The sequence below is a fragment of the Stutzerimonas stutzeri genome (assembly GCF_000219605.1).
Taxonomy (GTDB): domain Bacteria; phylum Pseudomonadota; class Gammaproteobacteria; order Pseudomonadales; family Pseudomonadaceae; genus Stutzerimonas; species Stutzerimonas stutzeri.
In genome coordinates this window covers 577,659-600,081 of record NC_015740.1, presented here as the reverse complement: position 1 = coordinate 600,081, position 22,423 = coordinate 577,659, and the positions used below count along the sequence as shown (strand labels likewise).

22 protein-coding genes are annotated in these 22,423 nt (G+C 65.6%); 11 read left to right on the top strand and 11 right to left on the bottom strand.

Annotated features, from left to right (window positions below; translation table 11 throughout):
* Nucleotides 1-74: 74 nt before the first annotated feature.
* Complete coding sequence (gene rnk, locus PSTAB_RS02745; protein ID WP_011911747.1) at nucleotides 75-479, bottom strand: nucleoside diphosphate kinase regulator; 405 nt, start codon at nucleotides 477-479, stop codon at nucleotides 75-77.
* A 160-nt stretch (nucleotides 480-639) separates the two neighbouring features.
* Entirely contained in the window at nucleotides 640-972 is a 333-nt protein-coding gene (cyaY, locus tag PSTAB_RS02740) for an iron donor protein CyaY (RefSeq protein WP_011911746.1), read from the bottom strand.
* A gap of 187 nt (nucleotides 973-1,159) precedes the next feature.
* Here cyaY and lptM point away from each other — a divergent pair, with 187 nt between their 5' ends.
* The 6 genes from lptM to PSTAB_RS02710 are packed head-to-tail and all read left to right on the top strand — an operon-like array spanning nucleotide 1,160 to nucleotide 5,744.
* Nucleotides 1,160-1,300, top strand: a complete 141-nt coding sequence (gene lptM, locus PSTAB_RS02735) for an LPS translocon maturation chaperone LptM (protein ID WP_003283423.1) — start codon at nucleotides 1,160-1,162, stop codon at nucleotides 1,298-1,300.
* Nucleotides 1,301-1,312: 12 nt separating this feature from the next.
* Nucleotides 1,313-2,560: a diaminopimelate decarboxylase gene (gene lysA / locus PSTAB_RS02730; RefSeq protein ID WP_013981624.1), complete on the top strand. Its 1,248-nt coding sequence runs from the start codon at nucleotides 1,313-1,315 to the stop codon at nucleotides 2,558-2,560.
* 10 nt (nucleotides 2,561-2,570) lie between these two features.
* Nucleotides 2,571-3,401, top strand: coding sequence for a diaminopimelate epimerase (gene dapF, locus PSTAB_RS02725; RefSeq protein ID WP_013981623.1), 831 nt, complete (start codon nucleotides 2,571-2,573; stop codon nucleotides 3,399-3,401).
* The gene (locus tag PSTAB_RS02720) at nucleotides 3,398-4,090 is read left to right on the top strand and encodes a DUF484 family protein (RefSeq protein WP_011911742.1); all 693 of its coding nucleotides are present in this window, start codon (nucleotides 3,398-3,400) and stop codon (nucleotides 4,088-4,090) included. The genes dapF and PSTAB_RS02720 overlap by 4 nt, the downstream gene beginning before the upstream one ends.
* A 56-nt stretch (nucleotides 4,091-4,146) precedes the next feature.
* A complete protein-coding gene (gene xerC, locus PSTAB_RS02715) occupies nucleotides 4,147-5,046 on the top strand; it encodes a tyrosine recombinase XerC (RefSeq protein ID WP_011911741.1) in 900 nt (299 codons plus the stop codon).
* Nucleotides 5,043-5,744 carry an HAD family hydrolase gene (locus PSTAB_RS02710; protein WP_011911740.1) on the top strand — a complete coding sequence of 234 codons (702 nt, stop codon included), beginning with the start codon at nucleotides 5,043-5,045 and terminating at the stop codon, nucleotides 5,742-5,744. The genes xerC and PSTAB_RS02710 overlap by 4 nt, the downstream gene beginning before the upstream one ends.
* Before the next feature lie 69 nt (nucleotides 5,745-5,813).
* On the opposite strand, the gene sutA is transcribed toward PSTAB_RS02710, so the two are convergent.
* The 5 genes from sutA to glnK form a co-directional block, all read right to left on the bottom strand.
* The gene (gene sutA, locus PSTAB_RS02705) at nucleotides 5,814-6,143 is read right to left on the bottom strand and encodes a transcriptional regulator SutA (RefSeq protein ID WP_011911739.1); all 330 of its coding nucleotides are present in this window, start codon (nucleotides 6,141-6,143) and stop codon (nucleotides 5,814-5,816) included.
* Between the two features lie 77 nt (nucleotides 6,144-6,220).
* Nucleotides 6,221-6,646 (bottom strand): secondary thiamine-phosphate synthase enzyme YjbQ, encoded by a 426-nt coding sequence (locus PSTAB_RS02700; RefSeq protein ID WP_011911738.1) that lies wholly within the window; start codon nucleotides 6,644-6,646, stop codon nucleotides 6,221-6,223.
* Nucleotides 6,647-6,747: 101 nt separating this feature from the next.
* Nucleotides 6,748-7,998, bottom strand: coding sequence for an ammonium transporter (locus PSTAB_RS02695; protein WP_013981622.1), 1,251 nt, complete (start codon nucleotides 7,996-7,998; stop codon nucleotides 6,748-6,750).
* Nucleotides 7,999-8,114: 116 nt separating this feature from the next.
* Complete coding sequence (locus PSTAB_RS02690; RefSeq protein WP_041771628.1) at nucleotides 8,115-9,431, bottom strand: ammonium transporter; 1,317 nt, start codon at nucleotides 9,429-9,431, stop codon at nucleotides 8,115-8,117.
* 38 nt (nucleotides 9,432-9,469) lie between these two features.
* On the bottom strand, nucleotides 9,470-9,808 hold the full coding sequence (gene glnK, locus PSTAB_RS02685; protein ID WP_003096476.1) for a P-II family nitrogen regulator: 339 nt from the start codon (nucleotides 9,806-9,808) through the stop codon (nucleotides 9,470-9,472).
* A gap of 396 nt (nucleotides 9,809-10,204) precedes the next feature.
* Here glnK and PSTAB_RS02680 point away from each other — a divergent pair, with 396 nt between their 5' ends.
* The 3 genes from PSTAB_RS02680 (at nucleotide 10,205) to PSTAB_RS02670 (ending at nucleotide 14,101) form a co-directional block, all read left to right on the top strand.
* The gene (locus PSTAB_RS02680; protein ID WP_013981620.1) at nucleotides 10,205-10,465 is read left to right on the top strand and encodes an accessory factor UbiK family protein; all 261 of its coding nucleotides are present in this window, start codon (nucleotides 10,205-10,207) and stop codon (nucleotides 10,463-10,465) included.
* 36 nt (nucleotides 10,466-10,501) lie between these two features.
* Nucleotides 10,502-11,998 (top strand): YifB family Mg chelatase-like AAA ATPase, encoded by a 1,497-nt coding sequence (locus tag PSTAB_RS02675; RefSeq protein WP_013981619.1) that lies wholly within the window; start codon nucleotides 10,502-10,504, stop codon nucleotides 11,996-11,998.
* Nucleotides 11,999-12,127: 129 nt separating this feature from the next.
* On the top strand, nucleotides 12,128-14,101 hold the full coding sequence (locus tag PSTAB_RS02670; RefSeq protein WP_013981618.1) for a BCCT family transporter: 1,974 nt from the start codon (nucleotides 12,128-12,130) through the stop codon (nucleotides 14,099-14,101).
* Nucleotides 14,102-14,131: 30 nt separating this feature from the next.
* Here PSTAB_RS02670 and PSTAB_RS02665 read toward each other — a convergent pair whose 3' ends face one another.
* Entirely contained in the window at nucleotides 14,132-15,769 is a 1,638-nt protein-coding gene (locus PSTAB_RS02665) for a putative bifunctional diguanylate cyclase/phosphodiesterase (protein WP_013981617.1), read from the bottom strand.
* A 244-nt stretch (nucleotides 15,770-16,013) separates the two neighbouring features.
* Between PSTAB_RS02665 and rep the strand changes: the two genes are divergently transcribed.
* Both rep and trhA read left to right on the top strand, forming a co-directional pair.
* Nucleotides 16,014-18,023 carry a DNA helicase Rep gene (gene rep, locus PSTAB_RS02660; RefSeq protein WP_013981616.1) on the top strand — a complete coding sequence of 670 codons (2,010 nt, stop codon included), beginning with the start codon at nucleotides 16,014-16,016 and terminating at the stop codon, nucleotides 18,021-18,023.
* A 97-nt stretch (nucleotides 18,024-18,120) separates the two neighbouring features.
* Nucleotides 18,121-18,738: a PAQR family membrane homeostasis protein TrhA gene (gene trhA, locus PSTAB_RS02655; protein ID WP_013981615.1), complete on the top strand. Its 618-nt coding sequence runs from the start codon at nucleotides 18,121-18,123 to the stop codon at nucleotides 18,736-18,738.
* Here the strand turns inward: trhA and PSTAB_RS02650 are convergent.
* The 3 genes from PSTAB_RS02650 to PSTAB_RS02640 all read right to left on the bottom strand — a co-directional run bounded on the left by PSTAB_RS02650 (nucleotide 18,726) and on the right by PSTAB_RS02640 (nucleotide 22,284).
* Nucleotides 18,726-19,520, bottom strand: a complete 795-nt coding sequence (locus tag PSTAB_RS02650) for an IclR family transcriptional regulator (protein WP_013981614.1) — start codon at nucleotides 19,518-19,520, stop codon at nucleotides 18,726-18,728. The two genes, trhA and PSTAB_RS02650, sit on opposite strands and share 13 nt — an antisense overlap.
* A 90-nt stretch (nucleotides 19,521-19,610) precedes the next feature.
* The gene (locus tag PSTAB_RS02645) at nucleotides 19,611-21,113 is read right to left on the bottom strand and encodes a CoA-acylating methylmalonate-semialdehyde dehydrogenase (RefSeq protein ID WP_013981613.1); all 1,503 of its coding nucleotides are present in this window, start codon (nucleotides 21,111-21,113) and stop codon (nucleotides 19,611-19,613) included.
* Between the two features lie 4 nt (nucleotides 21,114-21,117).
* Nucleotides 21,118-22,284, bottom strand: coding sequence for an iron-containing alcohol dehydrogenase (locus tag PSTAB_RS02640; protein ID WP_013981612.1), 1,167 nt, complete (start codon nucleotides 22,282-22,284; stop codon nucleotides 21,118-21,120).
* Between the last annotated feature and the right edge of the window lie 139 nt (nucleotides 22,285-22,423).

Genomic DNA, 22,423 nt, shown 5'->3' with positions numbered 1-22,423 from the left:
CCTTGCAGCAGGCGCCGCCCCACATCGATGGGAACCGGCGGGACGCCGGTCCTATAGAGCGGACAACCGCAGGATCAGAACGGATCGCCGGCTGCTTCGGGCTGATACTCGATGGCTAGCAGGGTGAGCTTGATCATCTTGCCGCCCGGGGCTGGCCAGTCGATGTGCTGACCGACGCTCATGCCCAGCAGCGCGGTGCCGACCGGAGCGAGGACGGACACGGTGCCTTCCTTGCCGGCATCGTGCGGGTAGACGAGCGTCAGGTGGTAGTCCTTGCCGCTGCCCTCGTCGCGGCAGTGCACGCGCGAGTTCATGGTCACGACACCGGCAGGCATCTCGCTGCGTTCCACGACCTGCGCCCGCGACAGTTCCTGCTCGAGCGCTTCGGCGGCCGGACCGTAATCGTCCAGGCTGTCGAGCAGCCGCTCGAGGCGCTGCAGGTCGAGTTTGGTAAGGATGATCGGCGGTGCACTGGTCATGGGCTCTGGCTAGCTCCTGGGAAAATGAAATGCTGAAAAAAGCAAAACCCCGCCCGAAGGCGGGGTTTTGCTGACCTGCCGGAGACACTATCACAGCAGCCCGAATAAGCAAGACCCCAGCCCGCAGGCCAGTAAACTCGCGGGCTGCAGACCAGCCGGATCAGAGATCCTCGAACTCAAGCGCCTCCCCACCCTGCTCCTGCGTGACCCGCGTCAGGAGTTCGCCGAGGCGCTCGCCGCTGGCATCGCACAGCCACAGCTGGCTGCCTTCGTCATAGTCGAAATGAAAGCCGCCGGAACGTGCCGCCACCCACAGCTGACGCAGCGCCGGCTGCCGACTGAGGATCAGCTGGCTGCCGTTGTCGAAACGCACGGTCAGTACGCCACCGGAGTTCTCCAGGTCGACATCCAGGCTGGTGTCGTCGAACACGTCCTCGACGCTCTCCTGCACGGCATCGACCAGGTCGTGGTAACGGGCTTCGCTCAGGCTCATGCAACTTTCCTCGATGATTCTGCGCGCGACGCAGGTCGCGCTCGACGGCGGCGAGCTTAGCAGGGCGCGGACGGGTCAAGCGAGCCGACCGCCAGGTCAGCCGCCGTGTGACGTGCGGCTCGCATAGGCAATCCGGCGGGTGCTGGGTATACTCCGGCGATTAGATTTTTCAAGGATTCCAGTCCCCATGAAGCGCCTTCTGCTTCCCTTCATCGCTCTCGCCGTCTTCGCCGCCGCGCTCAGCGGCTGCGGCCAGAAAGGTCCGCTGTATCTGCCGGATGACGAGCAGACCGTCAAAGAACGTTCCAAAGACCGTTTCGAACTCTAAAGGAGGCTGTTCATGGAGGCCTTCTCGTACCGCGACGGTCAACTCTTCGCGGAGGGCGTGGCACTGCCCGCACTCGCGCAACGCTTCGGCACGCCGACCTACGTCTATTCCCGCGCCCACATCGAGGCCCAGTACCGGGCTTACGCCGATGCGCTGGAAGGCATGCCGCACCTGGTCTGCTTCGCCGTCAAGGCCAACTCGAACCTCGGTGTACTGAACGTGTTGGCACGTCTCGGCGCGGGCTTCGACATCGTCTCGCGCGGTGAACTGGAGCGCGTGCTCGCCGCCGGCGGCGAGCCGGGCCGCATTGTCTTCTCCGGCGTCGGCAAGACTCGCGACGACATGCGCCGTGCGCTGGAAGTCGGCGTGCACTGCTTCAACGTCGAGTCCACCGACGAGCTGGAGCGTCTGCAGCAGGTCGCCGCCGAACTGGGCATGAAGGCGCCGGTTTCCCTGCGGGTCAATCCAGACGTGGATGCCGGCACCCATCCCTACATCTCCACCGGGTTGAAAGAGAACAAGTTCGGCATCGATATCGACAACGCCGAGGCGGTCTACGCCCGCGCGGCCGAGCTGCCGAACCTGGAAGTGGTCGGCGTCGACTGCCACATCGGCTCGCAGCTGACCAGCCTGCCGCCCTTCCTCGATGCCCTCGACCGCCTGCTGGCGCTGATCGATCGGCTCGCCACGCGCGGCATCCAGATCCGTCACCTGGACCTGGGCGGCGGTCTCGGGGTGCGCTATCGCGACGAACAGCCGCCGCTGGCCGGTGACTACATCCAGGCCGTGCGCCAGCGCATCGAAGGCCGTGGCCTGGCGCTGGTGTTCGAGCCGGGCCGCTCCATCGTCGCCAACGCCGGCCTGCTGCTGACCCGCGTGGAGTATCTCAAGCACACCGCGCACAAGGATTTCGCCATCGTCGATGCGGCGATGAACGACCTGATCCGTCCGGCGCTGTACCAGGCCTGGATGAACGTGGTCGCGGTGCAGCCGCACGAAGGCGATGCGCGCCGCTACGACATCGTCGGGCCGATCTGCGAGACCGGCGACTTCCTCGCCAAGGATCGCGAGCTGGCACTGGCCGAAGGCGACCTGCTTGCGGTGTGTTCGGCCGGCGCCTATGGCTTCGTCATGAGCTCCAACTACAACACCCGCGGCCGCGCCGCCGAGGTGCTGGTGGATGGTGACCAGGCCTTCGAAGTGCGCCGTCGCGAGAGCGTTCAGGAGCTGTACGCCGGCGAAAGCCTGCTGCCCACTTGAGGCCACGATCATGCTTCTGCGCTTTACCAAGATGCACGGTCTGGGCAACGACTTCATGGTCATCGACCTGGTCAGCCAGCACGCGCACATCCAGCCCAAGCACGCCAAGCAATGGGGCGACCGTCACACCGGCGTCGGCTTCGATCAGCTGCTGATCGTCGAGCCGCCGCAGAATCCGGACGTGGATTTTCGCTACCGCATCTTCAACACCGACGGTTCGGAAGTGGAGCAATGCGGCAACGGCGCGCGCTGCTTCGCCCGCTTCGTGGTCGACAAGCGCCTGACTGTCAAACGCAAGATCAAGGTGGAGACCAAGGGCGGCATCATCGAGCTGGACATCCGCCCCGATGGACAGATCCGCGTCGACATGGGCCCGCCGCGCCTGGTGCCGGCCGAGATACCGTTTCAGGCCGAACGCGAAGCCCTGAGCTATGCGCTCGAGGTGGACGGGCAGCAGGTCGAACTGGCCGCGGTATCCATGGGCAACCCCCATGCGGTGCTGCGGGTGGACAGCGTCGAGCGTGCGCCGGTGCATGAACTGGGGCCGAAGATCGAGCATCACCCGCGCTTTCCGCAGCGGGTCAACGTCGGCTTCCTGCAGGTGGTTGATCGCCGCCATGCACGGCTGCGCGTCTGGGAGCGCGGGGCTGGCGAGACCCAGGCCTGCGGCACCGGTGCCTGTGCGGCCGCGGTAGCCGCCATTCGCCAGGGCTGGATGGACTCGCCGGTGCAGATCGAACTGCCCGGCGGCCGTCTGTCCATCGAATGGGCAGGTCCGGGGCAGCCGGTTATGATGACCGGCCCCGCCGTTCGCGTTTTTGAAGGACAGGTTCGCCTATGACCGACCAGACCCAGGGCAGCACTCCGCTACCCGACGCCGAAGCCGTCGCCGCCTACCTGCGCGCCCATCCGGAGTTCTTCGTCGACCACGACGAGCTGATCCCGGAATTGCGTATCCCACACCAGCCGGGCACCGCCGTGTCGCTGGTGGAACGCCAGGTCAAGCTGCTGCGCGAGCGCAACATCGAGATGCGCCATCGCCTGTCGCAGCTGATGGACGTGGCCCGCGACAACGATCGCCTGTTCGACAAGACCCGCCGCCTGGTGCTCGACCTGCTCGACGCCGGTAGCCTGGAAGAGGTGGTCAGCGCGGTGGAAGACAGCCTGCGCCATGAGTTTCAGGTGCCTTACGTCAGCCTGATCCTGTTCAGCGAGGCGACATTGCCGGTCGGCCGCTGCGTCAGCACCGCCGAGGCCAAGCAGAACATCGGTGGCCTGCTCGAGGGTGGCAAGACCATCTGCGGCGTGCTGCGTCCCCACGAGCTCAGCTTTCTGTTCGGCGAGGATGGCCCCAGCGTCGGCTCCGCCGCAGTGGTCAGCCTCGACGACCAGCTGGGGGTTCTCGCCATCGGCAGCCGCGACCCGCAGCACTACAAGAGCTCGCTGGGCACCCTGTTCCTCGGTTATATCGCCGAAGTGCTCGCGCGCGTCTTACCGCGCTTCGGCACCCCGCTGCGCTCGGTACGCTGAGCGCAGCCGCCGGCGTCGGCTGGCGCGGCCGTTCTTTTCGCGAGCGAGGGAGCACGGTGCAGAACGAACTCGACGCCTACTTCGAATACCTGCGCAGCGCGCGGCAGCTGTCCGGCCATTCGCTGGATGCCTATCGTCGCGATCTGGACAAGGTTCTCACCTACTGCGAGCGCGAGCGCATCGCCGGCTGGCGCGACCTGCAGGGCCGCCATCTGCGCCACCTGATCGCCGAACAGCATCGCCAGGGACAGTCCAGCCGCAGCCTGGCACGCCTCTTGTCATCAGTGCGCGGGCTGTATCGCTACCTCAACCAGGAAGGGCTCTGCGAGCACGACCCGGCCACCGGCCTGTCCGCCCCCAAGGGCGAGCGCCGATTGCCGCGCCTGCTGGATACCGATCGCGCCATGCAGCTGCTCGATGGCGGTGTCGAGGACGATTTCATCGCCCGTCGCGATCAGGCGATGCTCGAACTGTTTTATTCCTCCGGTCTGCGCCTGTCCGAACTGGTCGGTCTGAACCTCGATCAGCTCGACCTCGCCGCCGGTCTGGTGCGGGTACTGGGCAAGGGCAACAAGGTGCGCGAACTGCCGGTCGGCAGCAAGGCGCGTGAGGCGCTGCAGGCCTGGTTACCGTTGCGAACGCTGGCCGGGCCCGCCGACGGTGCGGTGTTCATCGGCCAGCAAGGGCGTCGCCTCGGCGCCCGTGCCGTGCAGCTGCGGGTGCGCCAGGCCGGTGTGCGCGAACTCGGTCAGCATCTGCACCCGCACATGCTGCGCCACAGTTTCGCCAGCCATCTGCTGGAATCCTCGCAGGACCTGCGCTCGGTGCAGGAGCTGCTCGGCCATGCCGACATCGGCACGACGCAGATCTACACCCACCTGGATTTCCAGCACCTGGCCAAGGTCTACGACCATGCGCATCCGCGCGCCAAGCGCAAGCAGGACACCGACACATGAGCATCCGCCTGATCACCTTCGACCTCGACGACACCTTCTGGGAAACCACGCCAGCCATCCAGAGCGCGGAAACCGCACTGCGCGACTGGCTCGCCGCCCATGCACCGCGGCTCGGCGATTTTCCCATCGAGGCGCTGGGTGCAATACGCCGCATGCTGGTGGAGCAGGAGCCGGCGCTGCGCCACCGCATCAGCGAGCTGCGCCGGCGCATTCTGCAACATGCCCTGCAGGATGCCGGCTACCCTGCCGACGAGGCGAACGGCCTGGCCGAGCAGGCGTTCCAGGTGTTCCTCGATGCTCGTCACGAGGTACAGATCTTCCCCGACGTGCAACCCACCCTGGAATTCCTGGCCAATCACTACACCCTCGGCGTGATCACCAACGGCAATGCGGATGTGCGCCGCCTGGGCCTGGCGGACTACTTCCAGTTCACCCTGTGCGCTGAGGATCTGGGCGTCGGCAAACCGGATCCGCATCCATTCCAGCAGGCCCTGCGCCTGGGTGATGCGCGCCCGGAACAGGCGGTGCACATCGGCGACCATGCCCTGGACGACATCGCCGGCGCACAGCAGGCTGGGCTACGCGCGGTGTGGTTCAACCCGAAGCGGATCGCCTGGGCGCACGACTACCAGCCTGACGCCGAGATCCAGCGCCTGGCCGACCTGCCCAAGCTGCTGCTCGCCTGGCGCGACAACTGAGCCACCGCCAGCGCGCCGCTGAAACGAAGAAGCCCGCTCAATAGCGGGCTTCTTCGTGATCCGTGCAGCTCAGATAGGACGGCTGCCGTACTTGCTATCCGGCTTCTTCGGCGGGTCGGCGACCACATTGGGTTCGACCTCCTGAACGCGGCCGCCACGTGCCAGGAACTCTTCCATGGCCCGCGCCAGCGCTTCGCGCTCCTTCTGCTTGGCTTCCAGGCTCGGCAGCTCGTCCGGCTCGGCGGACTTGGCCTTGGCCTTCTTGGTCGGCGTGGCCCGCTCGCTGTCGGTGCCCTCCTCGTCGAGGCTGTCGTCGCCGTCATCGGCAGCGTTCAGCTCCTCCCCTTCCTCCTCGTCGCCCACTTCCAGATCGTCTTGTTCTAGTTCTTCGTCGCTCATGTTGTACCTCATGGCTTGCCAAAGCGGAGTAAGTTATAGCCCAGCGATGCGGAATGACCGACATCACCAAAAAAAATTCAACTTGCCGTCCCGTGCAGCGTTGCCACTATCTGCCGCGCGCCACCCTGGTCGCGGTGCTCTCCGAGATAGACGCCCTGCCAAGTCCCCAGTGCCAGGCGCCCCGCGCTTACCGGCAGGCTCAGCTGGCAGCCGAGCAGGCTGGCCTTGAAGTGTGCCGGCAAGTCGTCCGGCCCTTCGTAGTCATGCTCGTAACCGTCCTCGCCCTGCGGCACCAGACGATTGAAGAACCGTTCGAAATCGCGCCGTACCGCTGAGTCGGCATTCTCGTTGATCGTCAGCGAGGCCGAGGTATGCCGCAGCCACAGGTGTAACAGACCGACCTGACATTGCCGCAGTTCCGGCAGCGCGGCGAGCAGCTCGTCGGTGATCAGATGAAAACCGCGTGGGCGCGCGCGCAAGGTGATCAGGGTCTGTTGCCACATGTACAGCACTCATGTTCGACGGCTGGTCGCGCGCATTCTAGCGTGGCGCCGGAAAAAACAAAGGGCGCCAAAAGGCGCCCTTGTCATGTATCAGCGAAACATTACTGGCGAGTGAACTCCGGGTACGCCTCCAGGCCGCACTCGACCACGTCCACGCCCTCGTACTCCTCTTCCTCGCTGACGCGCAGGCCCATCACCGCCTTGATGATGCCCCACACGATCAGGCTGGCGATGAACACCCAGAGGAAGATCGACACCAGGCCCAGCAGCTGCGCGCCGAAAGAAGCGTCGGCATTGGTCAGCGGCACGGCCAGCAGGCCCCACATACCGGCGACACCATGCACGGAGATGGCACCGACCGGGTCATCGAGCTTGAGCTTGTCCAGACCGAGGATGCTGAACACCACCAGCACACCGCCCACACCGCCGATCAGGGTGGCTTGCAGCGCGCTCGGGGTCAGCGGTTCGGCAGTGATCGCCACCAGGCCGGCCAGGGCGCCGTTGAGCACCATGGTCAGGTCTGACTTGCCGAACAGCAGGCGCGCGGTGATCAGGGCCGCGATCAGGCCACCAGCGGCACCCATGTTGGTGTTGACGAAGACCTGGGCCACCGCGTTGGCGTCCTCGATGGTGCTCATTTTCAGCTGCGAGCCGCCGTTGAAGCCGAACCAGCCCATCCACAGGATGAATGCCCCGAGGGTCGCCAGCGGCATGTTGGCACCCGGAATGGCATTGATCTGACCGTTCGGGCCGTACTTGCCCTTGCGCGCCCCGAGCAGCAGGACACCGGCCAGGGCCGCAGCGGCACCGGCCATGTGCACCACACCGGAACCGGCGAAGTCGAGGAAGCCGGCCGCGTCGAGGAAGCCGCCGCCCCACTTCCAGAAACCCTGGATCGGGTAGATGAAGCCGGTCATCACCACCGCGAAGGCGATGAAGGCCCACAGTTTCATGCGCTCGGCCACCGCACCGGAGACCACCGACATGCAGGTCGCGGCGAAGACGATCTGGAAGAAGAAGTCCGCGCGGGCCGAATAGTAAGGCGCATCCTCGCCGCCGCCGGCGACCAGGTCGACCGCATGCTCGTCACCGATGAGGAAGCCCAGGCTCGGGAAAATGCCGCCTTCCGGACTGGAGTACATGATGTAGTAGCCGACCAGCAGGTACATGATCGACGCCAGCGCGTAGAGCACGATGTTCTTGGTCAGAATCTCGGCAGTGTTCTTGGCCCGCACCAGACCGGCCTCGAGCATGGCGAAACCCGCCGCCATCCACATCACCAGCGCTCCGCAGATCACGAAGTAGAAGGTATCGAGTCCGTACTGGACGGGTATCAATGCAGTGCTATCCATGTGTCACCTCTTGCTGTCGCGCTGTGTGCGCTGTTCGGTCCGCAGGCCGCCGCACGCTGCTCCGGCGGGCCTGCCCTGACCCCGGTGTTGGCTCCGGGGTACTGCGCTGAAATGGGTTACAGGTTGTAGCCGCGCTCGTTGTGCAGGCTGAGGTCGAGGCCGATGGTCTCTTGCTCCTCGTTCACCCGCAGGCCCATCACCAGGTCGATCGCCTTGAGGATCAGGTAGGTGACGATGCCGGTGTAGACGACGGTGAAGAGCACGCCCTTGAACTGAATCCACAGCTGCAGGCCGATGTTCTCCACCTCACCGAAACCGCCCAGCATGGGTGCGGCGAAGATGCCGGTGAGCAGCGCGCCGACGATGCCGCCCACGCCGTGCACGCCGAAGGCATCCAGCGAATCGTCGTAGCCGAGCTTGCGTTTCAGGCTGGTGGCGCAGAAGAAGCAGACCACCCCCGAGACCAGGCCGATGATCAGCGCGCCCATCGGCCCGACGGTGCCGGCAGCCGGGGTGATGGCGACCAGACCGGCGACCACGCCCGAGGCGATGCCCAGCGCGCTGGGTTTGCCGTGGCCGATCCACTCGGCGAACATCCAGCCGAGCGCAGCTGCGGCGGTGGCGATCTGGGTCACCAGCATGGCCATGCCGGCGGTGCCGTTGGCAGCCACGGCCGATCCGGCGTTGAAGCCGAACCAGCCAATCCACAGCATCGCCGCGCCGACCAGGGTCAGCCCCAGGTTGTGCGGTGCCATCGGCGTGGTCGGGAAGCCCTTGCGCTTGCCCAGGACCAGGCAGGCCACCAGACCGGCGACACCGGCATTGATGTGCACCACGGTGCCACCGGCGAAATCCAGCACGCCCCAGTCCCACATCAGGCCACCGTCACCGCCCCAGACCATATGCGCGATCGGCGCATAGACCAGGGTGAACCACACGCCCATGAACACCAGCATCGCCGAGAACTTCATGCGCTCGGCGAAGGCGCCGACGATGAGCGCCGGGGTGATGATGGCGAAGGTCATCTGGAACGTGATGAAGACGCTTTCCGGGAAGGCGCCGACCAGGCTGTCAGGAGTCAGGCCGCTGAGGAAGGCGCGATCCAGACCACCGACGAAGGAATTGAAGTTGGTGACGCCCGCTTCCATACCGGTGGTATCGAATGCGAGGCTGTAGCCATAGACCATCCAGAGGATGCTCATCAGGCCGGTGATGGCGAAGCACTGCATCATCACCGAGAGGATGTTCTTCGAGCGGACCATGCCGCCGTAGAACAGCGCCAGTCCGGGGATGGTCATGAACAGCACCAGCGCAGTGGCCGTCAGCATCCATGCCGTATCGCCTGAATCCAGCGTTGCCTCCTGCGCCATGGCCAGGCCTGGGCTTAACAGAGACAAAAGGGCTCCTAGCCCTGCGAATCTTCGCAGAGTCATGGTTTTACTCCTGGGGCGTGGGGGTTCGGAGGTGCTGCTTAAATCGCGTCGGTATCGGTTTCGCCGGTACGGATGCGGATGGCCTGTTCCAGGTTGACCACGAAGATCTTGCCGTCACCGATCTTGCCGGTGTTGGCCGCCTTGGTGATGGCCTCGATCACGCGATCGAGCTGATCGTCGGCGATGGCCACGTCGATCTTCACCTTTGGCAGGAAGTCGACGACGTATTCGGCGCCGCGGTACAGCTCGGTGTGGCCCTTCTGACGGCCGAAGCCCTTGACTTCGGTGACGGTGATGCCCTGTACGCCAATCTCCGACAGCGACTCGCGCACGTCGTCCAGCTTGAACGGCTTGATGATGGCAGTGACTAGTTTCATGAAAACTTCTCCCGTTTAGGTGGACTTGCCCCAGAAGTACGAACCCGGCTCAAGTCTAAGCTCAGTGTCTGGCTCTTGTAACGCTCCGGCTTCAGCCGGGCCGCGGACCGACACCACCAATCTCGCCGACGAAGCGTCGCGAATCGCCCATGCACCGCAACGAACCGGTGCGTGCGTCAACGGGGACAAAGCAGAATCGATGCCAGCTTTGCGCGAGCCGCTTGCTGCGGGGGCTCGGCCGCAAACGGAGCGGTCCGACGGACGGTTGAGCACAACGAACGCACGAAAATGGTGCGCAGCTGCACCATGGCCTGCTCATTTTTTGTGCACCGCAGCCGGGAAAGGCGAAAAAAACGCCGTGCTACACTGGGCCCCGTTCAACGACAGGTGTTTTCAATGTTGCCGCCAAAAGCTTTCCTAGATGCCATCGGCTCCCAGGCCTCGCGCCTGTTCAACGGTGAAACGCCGCTGCCGCGCGGCGAGTTCGAAGCCCAGCTCAAGGGCGTGGTGCAGGGTGCACTGAACAAGCTCGACGTGGTCAGTCGCGACGAGTTCGACAGCCAGATGGTGGTGCTCGCCCGCACCCGCGCCCGACTCGAGGCGCTCGAAGCCAAGGTCGCCGAACTGGAAGAGAAGCTCACACCGCCCGCGTCCTGACCGACCGGGCCGTGACACGATCAAAGGAGTGATCGCATGTCCCTGGCCATCGTCCATAGCCGCGCTCAGATCGGCGTCGAAGCCCCGGCGGTGACCGTCGAGGCGCATCTGGCCAACGGCCTGCCGGCGTTGACCCTGGTCGGCCTGCCGGAAACCGCCGTCAAGGAGAGCAAGGATCGCGTGCGCAGCGCCATCCTGACCTCCGGTTTCGATTTCCCCGCCCGGCGCATCACGCTCAATCTCGCCCCTGCCGATCTGCCCAAGGACGGTGGCCGCTTCGACCTGGCCATCGCGCTGGGCATCCTCGCCGCCAGCGGACAGCTGCCCAGCGAACGCCTGGAGCAGCTGGAATGCCTGGGCGAACTGGCGTTGTCCGGTGCCTTGCGCCCGGTCCAGGGCGTGCTGCCTGCCGCCCTCGCCGCGCGTGCCGCCGGCCGTGCGCTGCTGGTGCCGCGAGCCAATGCCGAGGAGGCCAGCCTCGCCTCGGGCCTGACCGTCTTTGCCGCCGAGCATCTGCTGGAAGTTGCCGCCCACTTCAACGGCGTTACCCCGCTCGAGCCCTACGTGGCCCAGGGGCTGCTGCGGCAGGTCCAGCCCTACCCCGACCTGGCCGACGTACAGGGCCAGCAGGCGGCCAAACGCGGCCTGCTTATCGCCGCGGCCGGCGCACACAACCTGTTGTTCTCCGGGCCGCCCGGCACCGGCAAGACGCTATTGGCCAGCCGGCTGCCCGGCCTGCTGCCGCCGCTGGATGAGCAGGAGGCGCTGGAAGTGGCCGCGATTCATTCGGTGGCCAGCCACAGCCCGCTGCAGCACTGGCCGCAGCGCCCGTTCCGCCAGCCCCATCACAGTGCATCGGGCCCGGCGCTGGTGGGTGGCGGCAGCCGGCCGCAACCGGGCGAGATCACCCTGGCGCATCAGGGTGTACTGTTTCTCGACGAGCTACCGGAGTTCGACCGCAAGGTGCTGGAGGTGCTGCGCGAGCCACTGGAATCGGGCCATATCGTCATCGCCCGGGCGCGGGACAAGGTGCGTTTTCCGGCGCGTTTCCAGCTGGTGGCGGCAATGAACCCCTGCCCGTGCGGCTATCTGGGCGACCCTAATGGTCGCTGCCGCTGCACGCCGGAGCAGATCCAGCGCTACCGCAACAAGCTCTCCGGACCGCTGCTCGACCGCATCGACCTGCATCTGACCGTGGCGCGCGAGGCCACCGCCCTCAACGCAGCGCCACAGACCGGCCAGAGCAGCGCCGTGCTCGCCGCACAGGTGGCCGAGGCGCGGCGACTGCAACTCGCCCGCCAGGGCTGCGCCAACGCCTTTCTCGACCTGACCGGTCTGCGTGAGCACTGCCAGCTGACCGCCGAGGATCAGGCGTGGCTGGAGCGCGCCTGCGAGCGTCTCGCACTGTCCCTGCGCGCCGCACACCGGTTGCTCAAGGTCGCACGCACCCTGGCCGACCTGGAGCAGGCCGAACGCATCGGCCGGCAACATCTGGCCGAAGCGCTGCAATATCGCCCCGGCAGCCAGGCCTGAGCCCCTCCGGCCGGGGCATTCGACGTTGCCGGATGCCTGCTGACAAGCGGACGCTTTTGCGGTCTGTGTTAAGTTGCCTGGCTTTCGCCACAGGCGGCCACTCCCCAGACACAACCGAAGGAGCGCAGCATGGAGGCCAAACAGCCCTCGTCTTCTCACCTCAACGCCCCGGTCTTTTACGGCTCGGCAGTCATCATCCTGGCACTGGTGATCTACAGCGTCGCCTTTCAGGAACACGCGCAGGACCTGTTCGGCGACGCCCAGGCCTGGATCATCGCCAATGTCAGCTGGCTGTACATTCTCGCCGTCGCACTCATCCTGCTGATGGTGGTGCTGCTGGCCTTCAGTCGCTACGGCGACATCAAGCTCGGCCCGGACCACAGCGAACCGGACTACAGCGCCCTGACCTGGTTCGCCATGCTCTTCTCCGCCGGCATGGGCATCGGCCTGATGTTCTTCGGCGTCGCCGAGCCGGTCATGCATTTCCTCTCGCCGCCGGTCGGCGAAGGCGGCACGACGCTCGCCGCCCGCGAAGCGATGAAGATCACCTTCTTTCACTGGGGCCTGCACGCCTGGTCGATCTACGCCATCGTGGCGATGATCCTCGCCTACTTCGCCTACCGTCACGGCCTGCCGCTGACACTGCGCTCGGCGCTCTACCCGCTGATCGGCGAGCGTATCTACGGCCCCATCGGGCACGCGGTGGACATCTTCGCCATCATCGGCACGGTGCTCGGCGTCGCCACCTCGCTGGGCCTGGGTGTCACCCAGATCAACACCGGGCTGAACCACCTCTACGGCCTGCCGGTGACCATTCCGGTGCAGATCGGCCTGATCGTCGCCACCACCTTGCTCGCCACCATTTCGGTGGTGACCGGGCTGGACAAGGGCGTGCGGCGGCTGTCCGAGCTGAATCTGTCGCTGGCCGGCCTGCTGATGCTGATGGTGCTGATCGCGGGGCCGACGGTGTTCATCCTGCAGACCTTCGTGCAGAACATCGGCAGCTACCTGTCGGACATCGTCAACAAGACCTTCAACCTCTACGCCTACGAGCCGAACGACTGGATCGGCGGCTGGACGCTGTTCTACTGGGGCTGGTGGCTGGCCTGGTCGCCCTTCGTCGGCCTGTTCATCGCGCGCATTTCCCGCGGCCGGACCATCCGCGAATTCGTTGCAGGTGTGCTGCTGGTACCCACCGCCTTCACCCTGTTGTGGATGACCGTGTTCGGCGATACCGCCATCCACATGATCCTCTGGGAGCACGTGAGCAGCCTCGGCGAGGCCATCGAACAGGACAGCTCACTGGCACTGTTCGCCTTCTTCGAACATTTTCCGTTCTCGGCACTGATCTCCCTCGTGGCGATCATCATGGTGGTGGTGTTCTTCGTCACCTCCGCCGACTCCGGCGCACTGGTGGTGGACATGCTCGCGTCCGGCGGCAAGCAGGGCACGCCGGTCTGGCAGCGCATCTTCTGGGCCGCCTCCATGGGCGGCGTGGCCATCGCGCTGCTGCTCGCCGATGGTCTGACCGCGCTGCAGACGGCGACCATCGCCAGCGCCCTGCCCTTCACCATCGCGCTACTCTGTTCGATGTGGGGTCTGCTCAAGGCGCTGCGCCTGGATGCCACCAAACAGGGGCTGCGCTACCAGGCCCTGAGCACGTCACCCAGCGCACCGCGCAGCGCCGGTGGCTGGCAACGTCGCCTGCGTACGCTGATGCTGTTCCCGCGACGCGCCCATGTGGTGCGCTTCATCACCGAAGTGGTGCGTCCGGCCTACGAAGACATCGCCGAGGAAATGCGCAAGCAGGGCTATGCGGTGGAGATCAGCGAAGGTGACGATCGTCGCTTGCGCTTCGAAATCACCCACGAAGGCGAGCCGGACTTCATCTACGAGGTGCGCCCGCGGGCCTACGCCATGCCGAGTTTCGTCGCCACCAGCGAGGACGACGAGCGCGAGGAGCGCAAGTACTTCCGCGCCGAGGTGCATCTCAAGGAAGGCGGGCAGGATTACGACGTGATGGGCTGGAGCCGTGAAGACGTGATCGGCGACATCCTCGGCCAGTACGAGAAGCACATGCACTTCCTGCACATGGTCCGCTGAGGCGGAGCGGGTTCCGCCGAGCGCTTCAGCTCAGTGCGTCAGGCCCGCAGCCTGGCGCTCGGCGTTCATGAAGCTCATCAGCTCGGCCAGCGGCAACGGCTGGCTGACCAGATAGCCCTGCACCTGCTGCGCACCAAACTGGCGCAGCAGCTCCAGTTGCTCAGCGGTTTCAACCCCCTCGGCGACCACTTGCAGCTCCAGTTCGCGGGCCAGGCCGATCATTGCCCGTACCAGCTGCATCTTCTCGGGGCGCGCGATCATCCCGGCGACGAAACTCTTGTCGACCTTCAGCAGGGTGATCGGCAGGTTGGACAGGTGCACGAAGGAGGAAAAGCCGGTGCCGAAGTCATCCAGCGAGAAGCGCACGCCCAGCTGGCCAAGCGCCTGCATGGCGGTCTGCACCTGCTCGCTGCGGCGCATGACGGCGGTTTCGGTAAGCTCGAACTCGAGCCAGTGCGGGTCGATGGCGCGCTCGTCGATCAGCCGCGTCAGTGTCGGCAGCAACTGGCTGTCCTGGAACTGCCGGAACGACAGGTTGACCGCCATGTGCAGCGAGTCCGCACCCTGCTCGTGCAGGCTCTGCAGGTCGCGCAGGGCGTGGGCGATGACCCAGTAGCCGAGCGGCACGATCAGGCCGCTTTCCTCGGCCATGGGAATGAAGGCGTCCGGCCCGAGCAGACCGCGTTCGGGATGCAGCCAACGCACCAGCGCCTCGATGCCGACCACGCGGCCCGTGTCCAGACACAGCCGCGGCTGGTAGTGCAGCTCCAGCTCACCACGGCGCAGCGCGCGGCGCAGCTCGCCCTCCTGGTCGGCCAGGCTGCGGGCACTGCGGCTGACGTGCTCGTCGTACAGGCACCAGGTGCAGCCCTGGCTGGCCTTGGCCTGACGCATCGCCAGTTGCGCATGCCAGAGCAGCGCATCGGCCGAGGTGCCGGCGCTGGCTCGCGCCAGCCCGAGGCTGCAGCCGAGCATCAGGCTTTCGCCGTCCACCCAGTAGGGCTCGGCCAACGCTTCGACGATGCGATCGGCGATCGCATCGGCGCGTCCGGCATCGTCACGGGTGTCGAGCAGCAAGGCGAACTCGTCGCCGCCCAGCCGCGCCAGCAGATCGCCCACTTCCAGCTGCGCCTTGAGCCGGGCAACCACCTGCAGGATCAGCCGATCTCCGGCATCGTGGCCGAGGGCGTCGTTGACGTGGCGGAAATTGTCCAGGTCCAGGTAGCCGAGCTCCAGGCCATGACCGTCGTGCTCGCTCAGGGCGTCGAGCAGCTGCGCCTGGAAGCCCTGACGATTGGCGATGCCGGTGTGCGGGTCGCGCACCGCCAGCTTCTGCAGGGTGCCCTGCAGGTTGCAGCGCTCGCGCACGTAGCGCAGACAACGGCGCAGCACCTCGGCGCTGAGCTGGTCGGCCACCAGCCAGTCGACCGCACCTTCCGGGGTTTCTTCCGGCTCCTCGTCGAGCAGCAGGATCAGCGGCCAGGGAAAGCGCCCGGGTGCGGGCCGGCATTGCGGCGTCGCCAGGACCAGACAGGGAGATTCGAGCTGCTGGCTGACGGTTTGCCAGTCCGTCGCCACGACCAGCTGTTCGGCGTGGGCCGAACCCTGCAGGCAGGCGCGCAGCCGCACCGCCCAGTCTGGGCGATGCGCCAACAGCAACAATGGCATGGGTTGGGCAGGCGCTGGCAAGCGGCCTCCGGACTCTTGAGCTGTTGAAGACACCAAAGGGTCTCCGATCCCACCAGTCCCTGTGCAACCACCCCAGCATCCTGCAGCGCGACAAGACTAATCGATTCTTGCCATTAGCCAAGCCCCACGCGCGACGACCGGCGTTTTATTGCGTCTGTAACGCGCCTGCATCACCCTTTCGGCCTGTTAAACTCGCGCCCCCGTTTCGAACGACCTGAACAACATGTCCCGACTCAATCCTCGGCAGCAGGAAGCCGTGAACTACGTCGGCGGCCCCCTGCTGGTGCTCGCCGGTGCCGGCTCCGGCAAGACCAGCGTGATCACCCGCAAGATCGCCCACCTGGTGCAGAACTGCGGCATCCAGGCCCGTCACATCGTCGCCATGACCTTCACCAACAAGGCGGCGCGGGAGATGAAGGAGCGCGTCGGCACCCTGCTCAAGGGCAGCGAGGCGCGCGGCCTTACCGTGTCCACTTTCCACAACCTGGGCATGAACATCATCCGCAAGGAATACGCGCGCCTGGGCTACAAGCCCGGCTTCTCGATCTTCGATGACGGCGACATCAAGGCGCTGCTCACCGACATCATGCAGAAGGAGTATTCCGGCGACGACGGTGCGGACGAGATCAAGAACCTCATCGACAGCTGGAAGAACGACCTGATTCTGCCCGACGAGGCCCTGGCCAAGGCGCGCGGCCCCAAGGAGCAGACCGCCGCCATCGTCTACCTGCACTACCAGCGCACGCTCAAGGCGTACAACGCGGTGGACTTCAACGACCTGATCCTGCTGCCGGTCAAGCTCTTCCAAGAACACCCCGACATCCTCGAGAAGTGGCAGAACCGCATCCGCTACCTGCTGGTGGACGAATACCAGGACACCAATGCCAGCCAGTACCTGCTGGTGAAGATGCTGGTGGGCATGCGCAACCAGTTCACCGTGGTCGGCGACGACGACCAGTCGATCTACGCCTGGCGCGGCGCGCGTCCGGAAAACCTGATGCTGCTGAAGGAGGACTACCCGTCCCTGAAGGTGGTAATGCTGGAGCAGAACTACCGCTCCACCAGCCGCATCCTCAAGTGCGCCAACATCCTCATCGCCAACAACCCCCACGTGTTCGAGAAGCAACTGTGGTCGGAAATGGGCCATGGCGACGAGATCCGCGTGATCCGCACGCGCAACGAAGAGGCCGAGTGCGAGCGGGTGGCACTGGAAATCCTCACCGAGCACCTGCGCACCCAGCGTCCCTACAGCGACTTCGCCATCCTCTACCGCGGCAACTACCAGGCCAAGCTGATGGAGCTGAAGCTGCAGCACCACCAGATTCCCTATCGCCTGTCCGGCGGCACCAGCTTCTTCGCCCGCCAGGAGGTGAAGGACCTGATGAGCTACTTCCGCCTGCTGGTCAACCCGGACGACGACAACGCCTTTCTGCGGGTGATCAACGTGCCGCGACGGGAGATCGGCTCCACCACCCTGGAAAAGCTCGGCAACTACGCCAGCGAGCGCGGCATCAGCATGTACGCCGCCGCTGACGAAATCGGCCTCGGCGCGCATCTGGACAGCCGCTATGCCGAGCGCCTGGCGCGCTTCAAGCACTGGATGGACAACGTGCGCCAGCAGTGCGCGCAGAACGACCCGATCGCCGCCATCCGCAGCATGGTGATGGACATCGACTACGAGAACTGGCTCAGGCAGAACGCCTCCAGCGACAAGGTGGCCGACGCGCGCATGGGCAACGTCTGGTTTCTCGTCGATGCGCTGAAAAACACCCTGGAAAAAGACGAAGACGGCGACATGACCATCGAGGATGCCATCGGCAAGCTGGTGCTGCGCGACATGCTCGAGCGCCAGCAGGAAGAGGAAGAAGGTGCCGAGGGCGTACAGATGATGACGATGCACGCCTCCAAGGGCCTGGAATTTCCTTCGGTGTACATCATCGGTTTCGAGGAGGAAATCCTTCCGCACCGTTCCAGCATCGAGGCCGACACCATCGAGGAAGAGCGGCGCCTGGCCTACGTCGGCATCACCCGCGCCAAGCGCAACCTGGCGCTGACCTTCGCCGCCAAGCGCAAGCAGTATGGCGAGGTGATCGACTGTACGCCGAGCCGCTTCCTCGACGAGCTGCCGCCCGAGGATCTGGTCTGGGAAGGCATGGAAGAAGCGCCGGTGGAGGTCAAGGCCGCGCGCGGCAACGACGCCCTGGCAGCGATGCGGGCGATGCTCAAGCGCTGACGGCTCGCCGCGCCCATCTTTTTTTTTCGCGGCCGGTTTGAATCCCGTAACGCTGACGCGGCATGCTGCTGGCATCGTGGTTTTCGGGAGGGTTGGGATGTATCACGGCGAACGCTTCAATGCCTGGACGCACCTGGTCGGTGCTGCGCTGGCGTGTCTCGGCGCGATCTGGCTGCTGGTCCTCGCCGCGCTCGACGGCTCGACGGTAAAGATCGTCAGCGTTGCGATCTACGGTCTGAGCCTGATCCTGCTGTATAGCATCTCGACGCTCTATCACAGCCTGCGCGGGCGGGCGAAGGTGGTCATGCGCAAGCTCGATCACCTGTCGATCTACCTCTTGATCGCCGGCAGCTACACGCCGTTCTGTCTGGTCACCCTGGCCGGCACCTGGGGCTGGACGCTGTTCGGCATCGTCTGGGGCCTCGCGGTGATCGGCATGCTGCAGGAGATCAAGCCGCGCTCCGAAGCACGGGTGCTGTCACTGGTGATCTACGCCGTGATGGGCTGGATCGTGCTGGTGGCGGTCAAGCCGCTGTTCGCCGCCCTGGGGGGCGCCGGTTTCAGCTGGTTGCTGGCCGGCGGCATCTGCTACACGGTGGGCATCGTCTTTTTCGTCTTCGACGACCGCTTCCGGCACTGGCACGGCATCTGGCACATCTTCGTGATGGTCGGCAGCCTACTGCACTTCATCGCCATTCTGTTCTACGTGCTCTGATCGGCCTCCAGCGCCGCCGCGCTGCCGAGCACCGCCTCCAGTTCGCGTGCAGCGGCACGCATTCGTGGCACGAATGCCAGCAGCTGCGCCATCGAACAGCGGATCACCGGCGCGTGGCTGAACAGGCAGGCCAGCAGCTCGCCGTCGGAGGCACGTACCGGCACCGCACAGGCGACCATGCCGTCGATGAACTCCTCGCAGTCGGTTCCCAGCTGTTCCTCGCGTACGCGGGCCAGGTCGTCGCGCAGCGCGCTGAGATCGGTGAGGGTGTTGCGCGCCATGCGCTGCAGCGGCAGGCGCGGCAGCACCCGCTCCAGCTGCTCCGGCGGCAGCGAGGCCAGATAGAGCTTGCCGCTGGCGGTGCACCAGAGCGGCGTGTGGCTGCCGATCGGCAGGTTGATCTGCAGCGGCCAGTTGGTCTGCACCCGATCGAAATAGAGCATGTCCAGCCCGTCCGGAATCGCCAGACCGCAGGTCTCGCCGATGGCTTCGGAGAGCTGGCGCAGGATCGCCTGGCGCAGCGCCTTGTGCCGGCTGCTGCGCAGGATGTTCAGCGCCGCGACATGCAGGCGCTCGCCCGGCAGCAGCCCGCCGCGCAGGCCGAATTGCAGGAAGCCTTCCTTTTCCAGAGTCTGCACCAGCCGGTGCGCGCTGGCCTTGGGGATGTCCAGGCGCTCGGCCAGTGCAGTCGGGCTGAGCGGCTCCTTCGCCGCCGCCACCGCCTCGATGATTTCCAGCACGCGGGTGATGGAAGAGCCTTTCTCGCGGGGAGTGCTGCGCATCGTCTGCCTTGTCGTTCGATAGAGATGGACGCCCACAGGGCGCCCAGGAGTGTAGCGACCGGCACCGCCAGTGCAACGGGACCGCGCGGGCTACTTCATGGTCGGCATGGCGAACTCGGTGCCGGCACGGATACCGGTGGGCCAGCGCCGGGTCACGGTCTTCATCCGGGTGAAGAAACGCACCCCATCCGGGCCGTGCATGTTCAGCGGGCCGAACACCGAGCGCTTCCAGCCGCCGAAGCAATGGAAGGCCATCGGCACCGGAATCGGCACGTTGACGCCAACCATGCCAACCTTGACGTTCTCCTCGAACTGCCGCGCGGTGTCGCCGTCACGGGTGAAGATCGAGGTGCCGTTGCCGAACTCGTGGTCGTTGATCAGTTGCAGCGCCTCGTCGAACGACGCAACCCGCACCACGGCCAGCACCGGGCCGAAGATCTCCTCGCGGTAGATGCGCATGTCTGGCGTGACCCGGTCAAACAGCGTCGGGCCGACATAGAAGCCGTTCTCGTGGCCCTCGACCTTGATGCCGCGGCCGTCGCAGACCAGCGTTGCACCTTCCGCCACGCCCAGATCGATGTAGCCGCTGACCTTCTGCTGGTGCTCGCGGGTCACCAGCGGGCCCATGTGCGGCTCGGGCTCGACGCCCAGGCCCGGGCCGGTGCGCATCTGACTGATTTCGCCTTTGAGCATTTCGACCAGCTTGTCAGCCACCTCGTCGCCGACACACACCGCGACGGAAATCGCCATGCAGCGCTCGCCGGCGGAGCCGTAGGCCGCGCCCATCAGCGAGCTGACCACCTGCTGCGGATCGGCGTCGGGCATCACCACCATGTGGTTCTTCGCCCCGCCCAGCGCCTGGCAGCGCTTGCCGTGGGCCGAGGCGGTGGCATAGATGTATTCGGCGATGGGCGTCGAGCCGACGAAGCTGACCGATTGCACCCGCTCATCGGTGAGCAGCACGTCCACCGCCTCCTTGTCGCCGTTGACGATGTTCAGCACACCAGCCGGCAGCCCCGCCTCGGCCAGAAGTTCGCCGATCAGCATCGTCGCGCTGGGGTCCTTTTCCGAGGGCTTCAAGACGAAGGTGTTACCGCAGGCGATGGCCACCGGCAGCATCCACAGCGGCACCATGGCCGGGAAGTTGAACGGGGTGATCCCGGCGCAGACACCGAGCGGCTGCATCAGCGAATTCGAATCGATGTCGCGGCCGACGTTGGAAGAAAACTCGCCCTTGAGCAGATGCGGGATGCCGCAGGCGAACTCCACCACTTCCAGCCCGCGGGTCACCTCGCCCTGGGCGTCGGAAAATACCTTGCCATGCTCACTGGTGATCAAGCGGGCGACGTCGTCGCGGCGGCGCTCGAGCAGTTCCTTGAAGCGGAACATGACCCGCGCGCGCACCAGCGGCGGCGTCTTCGACCAGCCATCGAAGGCGGCCTGGGCAGCGGCAATGGCCTGGCGGGTCTCGTCCGCCGAGGACAGTGAGACATACAGGCGCGGCTCGCCGGTGGCCGGGTTGTAGACGGTGGCATGGCGCTCGGAGCGGCCGGCGACGGCCTCGTTGTTGATCAGGTTGCCGAGGGTCTGCATGGCTTCACTCCTGGTTCCAGACGGTTTCGTAGAGGTCGATGATTTCCGCTTCCGTGGGCACGCGCGGGTTGTTGCCCGGCGAGCCGGAGGCCAGCGCCTGACGCGCCATGGTCGCGCGCAGCTCGAAAAAGCGTTCGCGGGCGATGCCGAATTGTTCCGGGCTCGGCACTTTCAGCTCCTGATTGATCGCCCGCAGCTCGGCGAGCAGCTTGTCGTTCGCCATCTCGACGCTGTCGGTCTGTGCAGCGACGCCCATGGCCCGCGCGCAGTCGGCGTAGCGCTCGGGCGCCGCGGGAATCGAGAAAGCGGTGATCGCCGGCAGCAGCATGGCGTTGGACAGCCCGTGCGGCACGTGGAAGAAGGCACCGATCGGCCGGCTCATGCCGTGCACCAGCGCCACCGAGGCGTTGGAGAAGGCGATTCCGGCCAGGGTCGCCCCGAGCATCATCGCTTCACGCGCGGCGCGGTCGTCCGGCTGGTGGAAGGCTGTGCGCAGGTTCGGCGCCAAGAGGCGCATGGCTTCCAGCGCCTGAGAGTCGCTGTAGAGGCTGGCCTTGCGGCTGACATAGGCCTCGATGGCGTGGGTCAGCGCGTCGATGCCGGTGTCGGCGGTGACCCGCGGCGGCAGCGAGAGGGTCAGCTCGTAGTCGATCAGCGCGGCGATGGGCATGAAGCCGAGGCCCGCGCAGAGCATTTTCTCGTCGCTGGTCTCGTCGGTGATGATGGTGAAACGCGTCGCCTCCGAGCCGGTGCCGGCGGTGGTGGGGATGGCGATCAGCGGCAGGCCGGCTTCGCTGACATCGCGCGGGAAGCGGTAGTCGCGCATCTCGCCGCCGAACTTGCCGAGGATGCCTATGGCCTTGGCCGAATCGATCGGGCTGCCGCCGCCGAGGGCGACGATGGAATCGAAATCGCCCTGGCGAACCATTTCGACGCCGGCGCGAATGGAGGCAGCGGTCGGTTCGGGCAGGGTATCGGCAAAGCACTGGCTGGCGATGCCGGCCTCTTCCAGCTGACCGGCGATGCGCGCGACATAGCCGAGCTCGACCATCATGCGGTCGGTGACGATCAGCGGGCGACTGCAGCCCAGTTCCTGCAACACGCGGGCGAGTTGCCCGCTGGCGCCAGCGCCGACTTCCATCAGGCGCGGCAGGACGATGCGGTGGCTCATGAGCATTCTCCGAGGTGGGCCGCCTGAGGCATGGCGGCTTCTTATTCTGAGACTTTATGTCTCACTATCGAGCCTGGAGAGTAGAAAGCGAATGGGTAGACGTCAATAAAAAACGAGACCGATGGTCTCGTTTTATTCG